The sequence below is a fragment of the Edaphobacter sp. genome (genome assembly GCF_028283685.1).
Lineage (GTDB): Bacteria > Acidobacteriota > Terriglobia > Terriglobales > Acidobacteriaceae > Edaphobacter.
On the sequence record NZ_JAPWKF010000004.1, the window covers coordinates 185,982 to 201,062 of the forward strand.

The 15,081-nt window shown below is 61.5% G+C and carries 10 protein-coding genes; 7 read left to right on the plus strand and 3 right to left on the minus strand.

Going from position 1 to position 15,081, the window contains the following annotated elements; all coding sequences use genetic code 11:
- Positions 1-10: 10 nt before the first annotated feature.
- Positions 11-1,312 (minus strand): adenylosuccinate lyase, encoded by a 1,302-nt coding sequence (gene purB / locus PW789_RS05735; RefSeq protein ID WP_299372767.1) that lies wholly within the window; start codon positions 1,310-1,312, stop codon positions 11-13.
- A gap of 127 nt (positions 1,313-1,439) precedes the next feature.
- Between purB and PW789_RS05740 the strand changes: the two genes are divergently transcribed.
- Positions 1,440-1,901: a MarR family transcriptional regulator gene (locus tag PW789_RS05740; protein WP_299372770.1), complete on the plus strand. Its 462-nt coding sequence runs from the start codon at positions 1,440-1,442 to the stop codon at positions 1,899-1,901.
- Complete coding sequence (locus PW789_RS05745; RefSeq protein ID WP_299372773.1) at positions 1,898-3,844, plus strand: chloride channel protein; 1,947 nt, start codon at positions 1,898-1,900, stop codon at positions 3,842-3,844. The genes PW789_RS05740 and PW789_RS05745 overlap by 4 nt, the downstream gene beginning before the upstream one ends.
- Before the next feature lie 45 nt (positions 3,845-3,889).
- Here PW789_RS05745 and PW789_RS05750 read toward each other — a convergent pair whose 3' ends face one another.
- The gene (locus tag PW789_RS05750; protein ID WP_299372776.1) at positions 3,890-4,147 is read right to left on the minus strand and encodes a glutaredoxin family protein; all 258 of its coding nucleotides are present in this window, start codon (positions 4,145-4,147) and stop codon (positions 3,890-3,892) included.
- Positions 4,148-4,182: 35 nt separating this feature from the next.
- Complete coding sequence (locus tag PW789_RS05755) at positions 4,183-4,740, minus strand: hypothetical protein (protein WP_299372779.1); 558 nt, start codon at positions 4,738-4,740, stop codon at positions 4,183-4,185.
- Between the two features lie 223 nt (positions 4,741-4,963).
- Here PW789_RS05755 and PW789_RS05760 point away from each other — a divergent pair, with 223 nt between their 5' ends.
- The 5 genes from PW789_RS05760 to PW789_RS05780 all read left to right on the plus strand — a co-directional run bounded on the left by PW789_RS05760 (position 4,964) and on the right by PW789_RS05780 (position 15,075).
- Positions 4,964-5,458: a hypothetical protein gene (locus tag PW789_RS05760; protein ID WP_299372782.1), complete on the plus strand. Its 495-nt coding sequence runs from the start codon at positions 4,964-4,966 to the stop codon at positions 5,456-5,458.
- Positions 5,459-5,555: 97 nt separating this feature from the next.
- Positions 5,556-7,709, plus strand: a complete 2,154-nt coding sequence (locus PW789_RS05765) for a S9 family peptidase (protein ID WP_299372785.1) — start codon at positions 5,556-5,558, stop codon at positions 7,707-7,709.
- Between the two features lie 122 nt (positions 7,710-7,831).
- Positions 7,832-11,323: a hypothetical protein gene (locus PW789_RS05770; RefSeq protein WP_299372788.1), complete on the plus strand. Its 3,492-nt coding sequence runs from the start codon at positions 7,832-7,834 to the stop codon at positions 11,321-11,323.
- Between the two features lie 556 nt (positions 11,324-11,879).
- Complete coding sequence (locus tag PW789_RS05775; RefSeq protein WP_299372791.1) at positions 11,880-14,624, plus strand: vitamin B12-dependent ribonucleotide reductase; 2,745 nt, start codon at positions 11,880-11,882, stop codon at positions 14,622-14,624.
- Complete coding sequence (locus tag PW789_RS05780; RefSeq protein WP_299372793.1) at positions 14,533-15,075, plus strand: hypothetical protein; 543 nt, start codon at positions 14,533-14,535, stop codon at positions 15,073-15,075. Before PW789_RS05775 ends, PW789_RS05780 begins: the two co-directional genes overlap by 92 nt.
- Positions 15,076-15,081: the final 6 nt, after the last annotated feature.

The following is a 15,081-nucleotide window of genomic DNA, read 5'->3' on the forward strand; positions in this document are numbered from 1 at the left end:
TTTCTCGGACTTACTTTCCCAGCACCCGTTCGAAGATGGCATCCACGTTCGCCAGCTGGCGGTTGTAGTCGAAGGCATGGGCCAGCTTCTCAGGAGACAGGCGCGCCGTGATCTCGGGGACTTTTGCGATCTCGTCGCGAAAGACAAGCTCGTTCTTCCACGAGTTCATCGCATGACCCTGCACCAGGCGATAGGCATCCTCGCGGCTCATGCCCGACTCGGCGAGATCGAGCAGCAGCTGGCCGGAGAAGATCAGTCCGCCGGTGGACTCGAGGTTCTTCAGCATCCGCGCCGGATAGACCATCAGCTTATCGATCAGGTTCGTTGTCTTCGCCAGCAGGTAGTCGGCAAGAATCGTCGAGTCCGGGAAGATGACCCGCTCAGCAGAGGAGTGTGAGATGTCGCGCTCGTGCCACAGAGCAATGTTCTCAAGCGCGGTCTGTGCGTTGGAGCGCATGACGCGGGCAAGACCGGAGATCTGTTCGCTCGTAATGGGGTTGCGCTTGTGCGGCATCGCGCTCGAACCCTTCTGCTTCTCGGAGAAGAACTCCTCGGCCTCGCGGACCTCGGTGCGCTGCAGATGACGAACCTCTGTGGCGATCTTATCCAGCGTGGAGCCCAGCACGGCGAGCGTGGAGATGTAGGCCGCGTGGATATCGCGCTGCACTACCTGGGTGGCGATATCGACGGGCTTCAGATCGAGCGCGGTGCAGATGGCCTCTTCGTGCTCCGGCTTCAGGTGGCCGAAGGTGCCCACGGCGCCGGAGAGCTTGCCCACGCGCATCTCCTCCGCAGCATCGTCGAAGCGCTTGAGGTTGCGCTGCACCTCCGAGTACCACAGCAGCAGCTTCAGCCCGAAGGTCGACGGTTCGGCGTGGATGCCGTGCGTGCGTCCGATGATCGGGGTCTTCTTGAACTCGATGGCGCGGCGCTTCAGCACCTCGGCCAACTCCACGATTCCGGCGCGGATGATGCCCGATGCCTCGCGAATCTGCAGCGCCTGAGCCGTGTCGACAACATCGGTAGAAGTCAGGCCGTAGTGCAGCCAGCGCGAGTGCTCCGGATTGTCAATGTGCTCGGCAACCGTAGTCGTGAAAGCGATGACGTCGTGCTTGACCTCAGCCTCGATCGCGTTGATGCGCTCGACCGTGAAGTTGCCCTTATCGCGGATGGCGTCGGCGGCCTTCTGTGGAACGAGGCCGAAGCGGGCCAGTGCCTGCGAGGCGGCGGCTTCGACGGTGAGCCAGCAGCGGTACTTGTTCTCATCGGACCAGATGCGGCCCATGGCAGGACGTGTGTAGCGGGCGATCAAGGTGAATTCTCTCCAGGGATAGGTCTGCTCCTATTCTACTTCTCTGCTTCAATGTTGCGTGAAATGAGGGGGTTGGGGAGGATGGCGGATAAATATCGTAATACGATATAATTGTCTTCATTGAGTTATGACAACACATAAAAAGAGCAGGCTGCCCCGCTCGCAGCCTGAACGAATTACGGAGCTCGCTGAGTTCCGCTACCGATTGCGGCGCTTTCTTCAGTTCAGCGAAACCACTGCGGATGCTGCCGGAATCTCCGCCCAGCACTACCAGCTGCTGCAGGTCATCGCCGCTGTTCCCGAAGGCGAAGCCAGTACGATCTCTTACATTGCAGGCCGCATGCTGCTGCGCCACAACAGTGCCGTAGAGCTGGTGGATCGCGCCGAGCGCGCGGAGCTGGTGCGGCGCCTCGCCGACGAGCGCGATCTGCGTCGCTCGCTGGTGGAGATCACCGAACGCGGCAGCGTCCTGCTGGCTCGCCTGGTGAAGCAGCATCTGGAAGCCCTCGAAACCGATGGGCCGGAGTTGGTCGAGACTCTCGATGCCGTGATGGCCAGCAAGCCGATGGCGAGGAGGGTGGCAGGATGAAGGCTGGTTCTGCTGCGGATCGGCTTCGCGACTATTCCATCGACTCCCGCGTCATCATGGTCAGCCTTCTGGCTGCGGTGTTGGGTGCTGTCAGCAGCCTTCTGGCCTGGGCGCTGATCGAGATGATTGGTCTGGCGACCAATCTCTTCTACTATCAACGTTTTGCCTTCTCTGAGGTAGAGCCGTCGCACCATCATATGGGCTGGTGGGTGGTGTTTATGCCCATCCTCGGTGGCCTGATCGTCGGTTTGATCGCGCGATACGGTACACCGAGGGTCCGCGGTCACGGTATGCCGGAGGCTGTCGAGGTGATCGTCTTCAACGGTGGCCGTGTCCAACCGCGTGTCGCCATCCTCAAGCCAATCGCCACGGCAATCTCGATCGGTTCTGGTGGACCGTTCGGCGCGGAAGGTCCGGTCATCATCACGGGTGGTGCCGTGGGCTCCGTCCTCGGCCAGCTGCTGCCCGTCACCGACGCTGAACGCACGGTATTGATGGTCTCAGGAGCAGCTGCTGGCATGGCCGCCGCGTTCAGCTGTCCCATGTCGGCGACCCTGCTTGCGGTCGAGCTCTTTCTCTTTGAGTGGAGACCGCGCAGTCTTGTACCGGTTGCCATCGCCTGCGTAACTGCCGGAGCGGTCCGACGCCTGCTGCTGGGAGCCAATCCCATCTTCCTGATGCAGCCCACCACCGTGCCCATGCATCATGCGGCGATGCTGGGCGCGCTGGTTGTAGGACTTGTGGCCGCGCTTGTCTGCACCGCCCTCAGCAAGGCCATTCACTATGCGGAACACTGGTTCGCAGATCTGCCCATCCATTGGATGTGGTGGCCGGCCCTGGGTGGCATCGTCGTTGGTCTCGGCGGCCTTGTATTCCCGCAGTCGCTTGGCGTCGGATATGACGTCATCCGTGAGATCCTGACCGGCAACGTCGGATGGAAGTTGCTTGCGGGCGTGCTCATCGTCAAATCCGCCATCTGGGTGGTGGCTCTCGGCTCGGAGACAGCTGGCGGTATTCTTGCGCCGCTGCTGATGATCGGCGGAGCGATGGGCCTGGCGCTTGGACACCTGCTTACCCCGATCTCGCCTGGAGCATGGGCGGTCGTTGGGATGACCGCCATCCTCGCCTCTGCCCTTGGAGCGCCATTGACGGCATCCATGCTTGCCGTTGAGCTGACGCACAATGGCGGTCTCATGCTGCCGGTGCTGCTCGCTTGTGTCACCGCGTATGCCATCAGTGTGCTGATACAGCCGCGGTCGATGCTGACGGAGGGACTCAGCAATAAGGGTCTGCACCTCAGCCGCGAATACGGTGTCGATCCGCTGGAGACGGTCATGGTGCGCGAGGTGATGCATACCAGCGTCTTCGCCATGCCCGAAAATGCAACGCGAAAGGATGCAGTCGACTGGCTCGAACGCATGAACCACCGCGGAGCCGAGGCATGGTCGCACTGGCAGCACATCTTCCCGCTGGTCGATGAAGAAAACCATCTCAAGACCATTCTGACGCGTAGCCAGATGATCTCCTCGGCTCAGTCCAACGATCCCACCCGGCCGCTGATCGGGGACGGCATCATCGACCCGACATCGGTGGGGCCGTGGGAGACGCTGCGCACCGCAGCCGAGATGATGGCCAATCTGAAGCTCCGCTCGTTCCCCGTGCTTGATGATGACGGTATCCTCCTCGGCATCCTCAACATCGAAGATCTGCTGGAGGCTCGCGGCAAGCAAAGCCTTCGCGATAGCGAGAGAAACCGCGTCTTGCGGCTGCGCTGGCCCTTTGGGCGCGACTCGGAAAGCTCGGAGACCAGTTCCGTCGGCGATCTTGTCGATAGCGCCTTCGAGAAGGCAGCGCTCAGAGACGGATTCAGCGGAACGACGGTCGAAGCAGACGGAGAGAAGAGAGAAGAGCAGATCGAGGGTGTCCGCTCCGGCAGCGATTAGTCTGCCGGAGCCTCACCTTGCTCATACTCTACGAATTCTCAAATGCTAGGAATCAGAGACGCCGAACAGTTCGGCCATCTCGTCGTGCAGGAAGCCGATGCCGGGGCGGTAGGGCTGTACCCAGCGCCCATCGATGACAAACTGCGGAATAGCGCGCTTGCCGACGTTGGCAAGCACGGTATCCGCCGCACCGGGAGTCTGCTCGATATCGACCTCGGTGTAGGGAATGTTATGGGTGGCGAGGAAACGCTTGGCCTCACGGCAGTCACGGCACCAGGCTGCGGTGTAAACGGTCAGCTCCATGCCTTTAGTGTACAGACCGCACGCAAGGCCACGCACTACTCCGGGACCTGCCAGCCGGCCAGCGTCTGCGCCAGGTTCATCTCTCCGGTTCCTCCGCTGGTAATGGCCGTAGCCATCTTTGGATACGCTGCCTGCACCTCAGCCGTCTGCGCCCAGATCGGAACGTCCTCAAGCTTGTAGCTGTAGACGATGTGGCTCTCAGGGAAGCCGGTCGCCCCCTTTGCCGGTGCCGTGGAGCTGGTGATGGCGGTGACGGTGCGATGGCCATAGCAGAAACGCGGTGCGTAACGCTGGCCAGCCCGTCCAATGGTGAACCGGGTCGTCTTGATCGCCGTCTCGTAGGTGGCCTCAAGCAGCTGTGATTTGACGAGGGTGTTCATCTGCTTGGTTTCGGTCGGATCAGACGTGGCATATGGAAACCGCACACCGGTGAAGAGGCACTCGGGATGGCTCGTGTAATAGGTGTTGATGGTCTGCGAGAAATTGGCTTCCGTGGGCTTGGCCTTCGTGTTGCAGCCAGCGAGAACCAGGGCAAAAGCGACCGCTGAAGCGGCTGTCAGATGATTGCGGAGCGAGGAACGGCGTGTCGTCATAAAGATCGGTCTCCCGGAGTGGCCAAACTGGCCTGAGTTCGTGCAAGTCGAGCAATGCCATCCGGATTTCGGTGCTATGCTTTGACGCGCAGGCTATATAAGATGCTTCTTTCCCGGTCTGGGATGTGGTGTCGTTCGAGAGTGCAGCGTGGATCGTCAGAGCGCTGCATCGGTAGGCTCCGTTACTAAAGGCCCCTCAAACAATCATATGGGAGAGAAATCGATGAATCGTGTACGCGTAATCTCTTTGTCTTTGGTTCTAGGAGCGGCATCCTGCCTTTACGCCCAGGCTCCTGCGGACGCCAACACTGGCCGGCCCATCACCGATGACGACATCGCAGTTCTCCGCCAGGACATCCAGGCCGACAAGACCGACATCATCACCCGCAGCATGGACTTTACCGAGGATCAGTCCAAGGCCTTCTGGCCTGTCTACCGCGACTACGCCCATGAGCAGCAGAAGGTCGGTGATCAGCGCGTCGCTCTCATCAAGGACTACGCCGCCAACTACGACAAGATCGACGATACCCAGGCCGACACCTACATCCAGCGCGAATTGAAGTATGAGGATGCCATGATGTCGCTGCGCAAGAAATACGTCTCGAAGTTCAAGAAAGCGATCGGCGCCAAGCAGACCGCCAAGTTCATGCAGGTCGACAGCCGGCTCACGCTGCTGACCAATGTGCAGCTTGCGTCGCTGCTGCCTATCATCAAGTGAAGAAGACGACTCGTCGGTAAGCCAGCAGTGGCCACGCAGGTGATTGGTCCGACCTTCTATTGACGTGCCGGGGATGCGCGGTATATCAAGGCTGGGCATGCCGACTTCTGCGTCTCGCTGTGCCACATCTATTCTGCTCGCCTGCCTTGCGTCGTCTGCACTGAATCAGACGGCTCTCGCGCAGGCGGATGCAGCCTCCGTCGCCAATCATGGCCGCCTGCAGCTTAGTCAGTCTCTCGATGCAATCGCGGCGCAGCATCTCGCGGCCCGCAGAGAGACGATTGCAGCCATCACCACTCGCTCTCAGGCGGAGGCCCGTCAGCGTGAAGTCCGCGAAAAGATCACCGCTCTCCTTGGTGGTCTCCCCGGCAAGACGCCGCTCAACGCGCACGTCCTCGGCACGACGCAGGCCGATGGATTTCGCATCGAGAAGGTGATCTTCGAGTCGCAACCTAACTACCGCGTCACCGCGCTTCTCTATCTGCCCGCGAGCGCGGCGGCAGGGAAGAAGCTGCCTGCCATCGTCGTCTCGCCCGGACATGCTGCGGCAGGCAAAGCGAGCGACTATCCCTTCGCCTCCGCCTTCGCGCGCAACGGCTTTGTCGTGCTCTCTTACGACATCGTCGGTGAAGGGGAGCGTCTCCAGTACCCCGATCCTGCGCACCCCGGTAAATCACTGGCCAGCCGCCCCACCGGCGAACACGGGCTGGCTGGTCTGCAGCCGACCCTGCTCGGTGACGCTGTGGCGCGCTACTTTGTCTGGGACGCCATCCGCGCCGTCGATTACCTCGCCTCGCGGCCCGAGGTCGATTCCGATCGCATCGGTGCCTTCGGATGCTCCGGCGGCGGCATGGTCACCGCTGCGCTCGGTGCGCTCGAACCTCGCGTCAAGGCTGTCGCTCCGGCCTGCTACATCACCAGCTTCGACACCCTTTTGCCATCGGCGGGACCGCAGGAGGCCGAGCAATCCATCCCTGGCTTCATCGCCTCAGGCTTCGATCTCGCCGACTGGGTTGAGCTCGCCGCGCCGCGACCGTATGCCATCATCTCCACGGCCTCCGACATGTTTCCTTATGACGGAGCCAGGACATCGGTAACGGAGGCGCGCCGTTTCTACTCCCTCTTCGATCCTGTCGCCGCAGGGACTCCCACCGGGCAGGCTGCCCCAGGCATTCCGACCGGCCCCACGCTCAACCCCGATACCGCAAACTCCATTCCGGCATCCGCGCCCCTGCAGTGGATCACCGGCATTGGAGGTCACGGCAATCTGCGTCCGCTGGAGCGTCCGATCGTCGAGTTCTTCCTCACTCACCTCGCGCACAGCCATGCAGCGTTTCTCGCTGCTCCTGCCGGAAGCGTTGCTCCAGCGGCTGATGCCATGCAGGTAACGCCCACCGGACAGGTGCTGTCCTCCTACCCCAACTCCGAGACCATCCACACCATTAGCCTCAAGCGTTACGTGCTGATGGCAAAGCCCAGACTCCCCTCAACGGACGCGCTGCAACTGGCCGTGCGGCAGGTCACCCATGCCGTCGTGAAGCCCGGCGATCCGGATCCCGTGAACAAGCCTTCTCCTGAGCTGGCATCGCCACCCGAAGGCAAGGCGCATGTGCGTCATCGCTTCACTCTCGCGACGGCTCCGGGCATCACGATCGATGCTGAGTTCTATCGCCCCGCCAATGGCAGGCATCCTGCGCTTCTCGTCCTGCGCGATAGTCTCGATCCTTCGCTAGAAGCTTCTCGCTCCGAGGAGATCCGGTCCTATCGTGCCATGGCCGATGCTGGCACTGCTGTCCTCGTCATTGCGCCGCGGCCCTCGCCTCCCGGCACCGAAGAGATCAAGTCGCCGCTTCTGGGGCCGTTTTATCTCACGACGCTGCGCGCCCAGCTGGTCGACAGAACTCTTCTCGGTCTACGCATCGACGACGTCATCTCTTCGGTCAACTTTCTTACGCATGGCACCACCATCGATCCTGCGCAGATCACCGCTCGCGCCAGCGGCCATCTTGGCCTGGTTCTGCTGCACGCTGCCGTACTCGATCCACGCCTTACGCACATCACGGTCGATCACGTCCTCGCCAGCTACCGCAGCCTCATGGAGGCTCCCATCCCCGACGATGCCGCCGAAGACATTCTTCCGGGAGTAGTGCGTCGTTACGACATCCCCGACCTTGTCCACGCTCTCGGGGCACGTGTCTCCGTCAACGATCCGCGCAGGCTAGTGGCCGCAACTGCACCTGCGTCAAGATAAACAGCAGCAACGCGGCTATTCTCTGCTATTGTTTCGTGTGTTCCCCAAAGGGCCCCGGCTATATCCGCGCGCGCCCTGTTTCGGGGCGGCTCGCGGCGGTCGTTTTTCCGTAAGGAGCCGCAATGACAAAGCCCACGGACCAAGAACAGAAGCTGCGTGACGCAGCCGCGATTGATTACTGCGTGCGTCTGGCGCAGAAGATCAAGTATCGCTTCAACTCTTTGGAGGGCGCGGAGAAGGCTGCCTTCGACGAGAGCTGGAAGCACGCCTTCCAGTTCGACCAGCTCGACGGCATTGAAGCCAAGAACATCGCGAATATTGCGCAACTGCTCTATGAGCAGCCCCGGGCACAGGCCCGTCTGGCCACCATCTGTGATTACCCGCCCGCCAAATGGCTCCTCGAGCAGGAGCTGACCGCCCGCAATCAGTGGCCCCCCGTCGGCGTCGACATCAACAGCGTCGACGTCTACGACCATGCAGCCAGCCTCAGGCTCTCCGGCATCTGCTTCTCCGGCGGCGGCATCCGCAGCGCAACCTTCAACCTCGGCGTGCTGCAGGGACTAGCCGCCTCCGACCGTCTCAACTCATTCGACTATCTCTCCTCGGTCTCGGGTGGCGGCTACATTCACCAATTTCTGGCCTCGTGGATCTCCTGCGAAAACATCGAGAAGGTGAAGCAGCAGCTGCAGCCTCTCCCCGGCCCTCCCTCCAAACGAAACTTCTGGCCAGAGCCTCTGCGCTGGCTGCGCCGCTACTCCAACTACCTCACGCCGCAGGTCGGTCTCTTCACCGCCGACACCTGGGTCGCCTTTGCCATCTGGGCGCGCAACACCTTTCTCAACCAGATTGTGCTGACCGCGGCGTTGCTGATCATCCTTCTGCTGCCGAACTTTCATCTCACGCCACAAGAGGGAATCGCGCCTTATCTGCTTCGCAACGGCCTGATCACGGCAATCATCATCGTTGCCTGCTTTGCCTGGGCAACCTACGTCATCTGGGGACGCCAGATCAGACGTCCGCCTACAGATCACTGCCATCCCTTTGAGGAGACCGGATGGGGACAGAAGGGAATCCTCCTCTCCGTCTTTCTGCCGATTCTCATTGCCGTGCTGGCGTTCTGTCCTTATCTGTATCGATCGTCCTTCTGGGCCGGAAACCTGCTTCCTCACGCCGGTCGCGTGATGCAAAGAGGCCCGCGCAATCCCTTTGAGGAAAAGATCCAGCGCGTTGTAAACACCGTGGCCTGGCCCAGTGACGGCAGTATCGTCGCTCCAAGCACCCGCGTCCACATCAGCCACCTGCACCGCCTTGCTCCCACTCCCGTTCCCGCCCCGCAGATCACCGCCTCCTGCGTCGATAACGGAGGCACCAGCGCCCTGGCGTGCACGGCGCTCGTCACCAACGGCACCAACTCCAGTAACGGCACGGCAGGCAGGAGAGAAGCTGCGGCGATCGTCTCCTCTGCGCAACAGGTCCTCGACTCCGGCAAAAGGAGGCTGCCTCCCATCGGCGAGCCCGCCGCACTCGATAACATCCGCGCCTGGCAGACCACATATTCCTTCCGCTGGTGGAAGCCTCTTTCGGAGTTCTCTGCCGACTGGTCGACCTCGCTGGTCTTTACCTCCATGCTGCTCGGAATCGCTCTGTTGGCCGGTTTTACCTGGCGCGCCATCACGCCCGGCATCGGGCGCCTGATCACGCTTCTCGCTGTCTTCGGTGTCGTTGGCGCCGGCTACGTGCTGATCAATCTCTCGCGGCTGGTTATCTTCATGGCGTCTTTTCTGTTGCCGCTCGAACATGTAACCCGCACGGCCATTCCGCTGCTTCCATGGCTCGGTCTCACCGTCGTCTTCGTTTCGGTGGAAATCGGAGGCGGGGTTGTCGGCAACCTCGTCGACGAGTCGGTACGCGAGTGGTTCGCCCGTCTCCGCGCCTGGAGCTTCCTGTTCGGCATCAGCTGGCTCGCGCTTACCGGCTGCTCGCTGCTCGGGCCAGGCATCGTGCGCTGGCTCATCCATGCGCGCTTCGGCGCATCCGTCTGGGGCGGATGGATTCTCACCACGCTGGGTAGCGTTCTTATCGGCAAGAGTTCGGTCATCAGCGGAACCGCGAAGGATCAGGGCTCGAAGACCGCCCTGATCCTGAATGCGTTCTCACTCGTCGGACCGCCGGTCTTCATCGCAGGCCTGTTGCTTTCGCTCTCCTGGGTCGTTGAAAAGGCCCTGCTCAGCATCGAGTCGCAGCTGGGACAGTCCATCATTCCGCATACGGCCTTCCTGGTGCTTCTTCTGCTGCTCGCTGCGACCATGCTTCTCTTCGGCTGGCGAATCGACGTCAACGAATTTTCGCTGCACTCCTTCTATCGCGACCGTATCGCTCGCTGCTACGCCGGAGCCTCCAACCCCGACCGCCGCGCCAACCGCTTCACCGGCTTCGCCCCCAGCGATAAGCATCTGCGTCTCATCGATCTATTGCCGCGCAGCTTCGACAACCCCGAGCTCAAGCATCTATGGGCCAATACCTGCGGCCCAACCTTCTGCAGCACCGAGCCGCAGCGGCCAATGTACGAAGGGCCGTTCCCTATCTTCAACACCACGCTCAATCTTTCGTTCGGCCAGGATCTCGCCTACCAGGAGCGCAAAGGGGCATCCTTCGTCTTCACGCCGCTTTACTGCGGCTATGATGTCGGCTGGACCGAGACCGACACGCCGCGCATCCAGTTCAACGGCTTCACCCCGACCCGAAGCTTCGCCTACAACGACGGTGGCCCGCGGATGTCCACGGCCGTCGCCACCTCCGGCGCCGCCATGAGCCCGAACTGGGGTTTTCACTCCAGTCCTCCCATGGCCTTCCTGCTCACCATCTTCAACGTCCGGCTCGGCCTCTGGATTCGCAATCCGCGCCACAAGCAGTTTCGGCTCACTGGTCTGCGCAGCAACAGCAATCCGCCATCGCCCTGGTTTGGTCTCTTCTACCTGCTGGCCGAGCTCTTCGGCATGGTTAACGACAGCGCCGCCTTCGTCTACCTGACCGACGGCGGCCACTTCGAAAACATGGGCCTCTACGAGCTGGTCCGCCGCCACTGCTCCACGATCGTCATCTGCGACAGCGAGCAGGACGGCAACCTCATCTACCAGGGCATCGGCATGGCCATCCGCAAGTGCCGCATCGACCACGGCGCCGAGATCGACCTCGACCTCAGCAAGCTCGAGCCGGCCGGTGACCCTGCCGTCAGCCCCTGCTGCGCCGTCCCCGGCAAGATTCATTACGCTAATGGCGCCACCGGAGAGGTGCTGTATATCAAAAGCGTCTACACGGCAGGCCTGCCCGGCGACCTCGTCAACTATCGCAAGGAAAATCCCACCTTTCCGAACACCTCGACGCTCGACCAGTGGTTCTCGGAGTCGCAGTTTGAAAGCTATCGCCGACTCGGGCAGGAGCATGCCCGATCCGGCGAGGTTCTGGCCTGGATGGCCCAGCACCTGCCCATCCGCCCCAGCTCTCCTCCGCCTGCGCCGCCAACCGCTACGAGTGGTGCCCCCGAACCGTCCGTGCCGGGAGCGCCGCTTCCCGGAGGAGTGCCTGCCCCATCCTCGCCGGGACAGAGTTCCTGACCGGTTTTCCACCTCTTCCACCGCCATCCACAGCCGTTGCACAACTCCTGCTCCTTGCCTCGAAGGGACCCGGCGCGTAGGCTCGCAGAGGTGCAACGAAAGTTGCAGAACGCGAGGGAAGAAAACGGCCGGAATTTGTCTCGGCAAAGTCCGCGCTTCGAGCGGCGAATCCGCGTCTTCCACAGCAAAATCACCAATTTCCACGTGTGCCGGTAGATTAATGTTGGATTAACGGGGTATTCCCCATGGCAACACAATATGTAGTGCTTTATACTTGACACACCCCATAGGGGGCGGTACTTTCACCTCTGCAAGGGACTTTGTGAGATCCCAGCACGACTCACTCCCCCTACGAAAACCCGGTATTCAGAAGTCCTTCAATCGTCCGACTTCCTGGCTGACTCCTCCGTTGCCAGGCATGACCAGTCATCGTTCTTGAAGGAAAAAAACGCCCCTCTCGCCGTCGGATATTAAGCCGATGGCTCCGGGCTGCAGTCACCAAGATTTTCTGCCGCACAGGCACCACACATCAAGCGAGAAGGAGCAAACTCCCCCGATGGCAACTCTTCCTAAAACGACCAGCACAAAACAGCCCTCCACCAAGAACGCGACCCCTGCCAGGAGCACCCCCGGGCTGACCTTCTCGCGTCACTTCAGCCGTCCCGGCAGCTCGCCCTTCGACGAGCTCACCTGGGAGCTCCGCGATGCCGTCATTCAGGACTTCAAGGGCCGCATTATCTTCGAGCAGAAGAACGTCGAGGTTCCCTCCGACTGGTCGATGACCGCCACCAACATCGTGGCTTCGAAGTACCTCCACGGCCAGATCGGCACCAACGAGCGCGAGACCGGCGTCCGCCAGCTCATCACCCGAGTCGCCGAGTCGATGCGTGACTGGGGTATCGAGGGCGGCTACTTCGCCACCGCCGAGGACGCGGAGATCTTCTTCGCAGAACTCTGCCACCTGTTGCTGAATCAGAAGGTCGCCTTCAATTCGCCGGTCTGGTTCAACGTCGGCTGCGACCGCCTGGAGCCGAACTCCGATGCGCAGAACTGGCACTGGAACGCGCACAGCTGCGCCGTCGAGTTCTCCGTGACGGGTTACCGCAAGCCGCAGTGCTCGGCCTGCTTCATCAACGCCGTGCAGGACTCTCTGGACTCCATCCTCACTCTGGCCAAGACGGAAGGCATGCTCTTCAAGTGGGGCTCGGGCACAGGCTCGAACCTGTCCGGCATCCGCGGCAGCATGGAGATCCTCTCCGGCGGCGGTACGGCCTCTGGCCCACTGTCGTTCATGCGCGGCTTCGACGCCTTCGCCGGTGTCATCAAGTCCGGCGGCAAGACCCGCCGCGCAGCGAAGATGGTCATCCTCAACGTCGACCATCCCGACATCATCGACTTCATCGAGTGCAAGCAGAAGGAAGAGGCCAAGGCCTGGAGCCTGGTGCAGGCCGGTTACGACGGATCGGGTCCGGACTCCGAGGCGTACAGCTCGATCTTCTTCCAGAACGCCAACAACTCCGTCCGTGTGAACGACGAGTTCATGGCTGCTGTCGAGGCGGACACCACCTTCTCCACCCGCACCGTCAAGGATCGCAAGCCGGTGAAGGAGTATCGTGCGCGCGACATCATGAACAAGATCGCCGAAGCCACTTGGCAGTGCGGCGACCCTGGCATGCAGTACGACACCACCATCAATCGCTGGCATACCTCGAAGAACACGGGCCGCATCAATGCGTCCAATCCCTGCTCCGAGTACATGTTCCTCGATGACTCGGCCTGCAACCTGGCCAGCTTTAACCTGCTCAAGTTCCTGACGCCTGGCGGCCAGTTCGACGTTGCTGCCTACCGCCATGCCATCGCTGTCGTCACCACTGCGATGGAGATCATCGTCGATGCCGCTGGTTATCCCACCGAGTCGATCGCGAAGAACTCGCACGACTATCGCCCGCTCGGTCTCGGTTACGCCAATCTCGGCGCCCTGTTGATGGCCTTTGGACTTCCGTACGACTCTGACGCAGGCCGCGACTTTGCTGCCACCGTGACCTCGATCCTCTGCGGCGATGCCTACTGGCAGTCCGCGCGTATCGCCGAGCTTTGCCCTCCGCTTGGCGCCGCGACCGCGCTGACCCAGCAGGCCGAGATCGCCGGAGGCGCGTGCCCCGGCTTCTACGTCAACCGCGAGCCGTTCCTGGACGTCATTCGCATGCATCGTGCCGAGGTCAACAACATCGGCAAGTCGAAGACCTCGGTCGAGCCCTTTGTCGCTCCGCAGCTCGATGAGATGATCGCGGCCAGCAAGGACTCGTGGGCCGGAGCGCTTGCCCATGGCGAAAAGCATGGCTATCGCAACTCGCAGATGACCGTTCTTGCTCCGACCGGCACCATCGGCTTCATGATGGATTGCGACACGACCGGCATCGAGCCTGACCTTGCCCTGGTGAAGTACAAGAAGCTGGTTGGCGGCGGCATGATCAAGATCGTCAACAACACTGTGCCGTCGGCGCTCTTCAAGCTGGGCTACAACAACGCCGAAGTCGACGCGATCGTCAGCTACATCGACGCGACCGGCACAATCGAGGGCGCGCCGCATGTCAAGGAAGAGCATCTCGATGTCTTTGACTGCTCCTTCAAGGCTGCCAAGGGCACGCGTTCGATCCACTACATGGGGCACATCAAGATGATGGCCGCGACGCAGCCGTTCCTGTCGGGCGCGATCTCGAAGACCGTCAACCTGCCGCACGACGCGACGGTAGACGATATCGCCGAGGCTTATATCGAGAGCTGGCGCCAGGGTCTCAAGGCGGTCGCAATCTATCGCGATGGCTCCAAGGGTTCACAGCCGCTCAACGTCTCGGCCGAAGACAAGAAGTCGGAGAAGAAGGAAGCCGTCACTGCTTCCGCTGCCGGCTCCATCGAGATCGAAGAGGCGGTTGCAGCTGCCAGGGCTGCCGCGCAGGTCCGTATCTCCTCGCTCGAGCAGCAAATCAAGACCATCACCGAGGCTGCTACTCAGAATGCTGATGCAATCGACGCCCAGTCTCCGCCTCGCGCCGTCCGTCATCGTCTGCCCGCCGAGCGGGCTTCGATAACGCACAAGTTCGGCCTGTCGGGTCATGAGGGCTACATTACCGTTGGCCTCTATCCCAACGGCCAGCCGGGTGAGATCTTCATTCGCATGGCGAAGGGAAGGCTCGACGGTCTCTGGTCTCATGGATTCCTTCGCAACAGCTGTCTCGCTGGCTCTGCAGCATGGAGTTCCGCTGCGCGTGCTGTGCGACAAGTTTGCCCACACCCGCTTTGAGCCCTCCGGTTGGACCGGCAACGAGCAGATCGGTTATGCGAAGTCCATCATGGACTATATCTTCCGCTGGCTGCAGATCCGCTTCCTCTCCGGACAGCAGCTCTCGCTGTTCGCCGGTCTGGCTCCCCAGGCCAGTGTTCCGGTCGAGGGTCGTATCGGCACGCTTACGGGAACCTCTACGGAGGCTGCGGCGTCGAGTCTCTACGAGCAGGAGAGTGCCTACACCACCACGCCGCCGCAACAGGGAATCGCTCCCGATCCGACCTACACCACGAGCAGCACAGGCCCGCTCGCTATGGAGGATCGCGGCATCTACCACGCCGCCGATGCCATGAAGGCGATGTATGACATGGGCGACGCTCCCAGCTGCTCCACCTGCGGAGCCATCATGACACGCAACGGCAGCTGCTACCGCTGCATGGAGTGCGGCAGCACGAGCGGCTGCAGCTAAACTGCC

Excerpts from the sequence above, each read along its gene's own strand:
- PW789_RS05780 (WP_299372793.1), top strand. The coding sequence starts at position 14,533 with ATGGATTCCTTCGCAACAGCTGTCTCGCTGGCTCTGCAGCATGGAGTT.
- PW789_RS05775 (WP_299372791.1), top strand. The coding sequence starts at position 11,880 with ATGGCAACTCTTCCTAAAACGACCAGCACAAAACAGCCCTCCACCAAG.
- PW789_RS05745 (WP_299372773.1), top strand. The coding sequence starts at position 1,898 with ATGAAGGCTGGTTCTGCTGCGGATCGGCTTCGCGACTATTCCATCGAC.
- PW789_RS05750 (WP_299372776.1), bottom strand. The coding sequence starts at position 4,147 with ATGGAGCTGACCGTTTACACCGCAGCCTGGTGCCGTGACTGCCGTGAG.
- PW789_RS05755 (WP_299372779.1), bottom strand. The coding sequence starts at position 4,740 with ATGACGACACGCCGTTCCTCGCTCCGCAATCATCTGACAGCCGCTTCA.
- PW789_RS05740 (WP_299372770.1), top strand. The coding sequence starts at position 1,440 with ATGACAACACATAAAAAGAGCAGGCTGCCCCGCTCGCAGCCTGAACGA.
- PW789_RS05760 (WP_299372782.1), top strand. The coding sequence starts at position 4,964 with ATGAATCGTGTACGCGTAATCTCTTTGTCTTTGGTTCTAGGAGCGGCA.
- PW789_RS05770 (WP_299372788.1), top strand. The coding sequence starts at position 7,832 with ATGACAAAGCCCACGGACCAAGAACAGAAGCTGCGTGACGCAGCCGCG.
- PW789_RS05765 (WP_299372785.1), top strand. The coding sequence starts at position 5,556 with ATGCCGACTTCTGCGTCTCGCTGTGCCACATCTATTCTGCTCGCCTGC.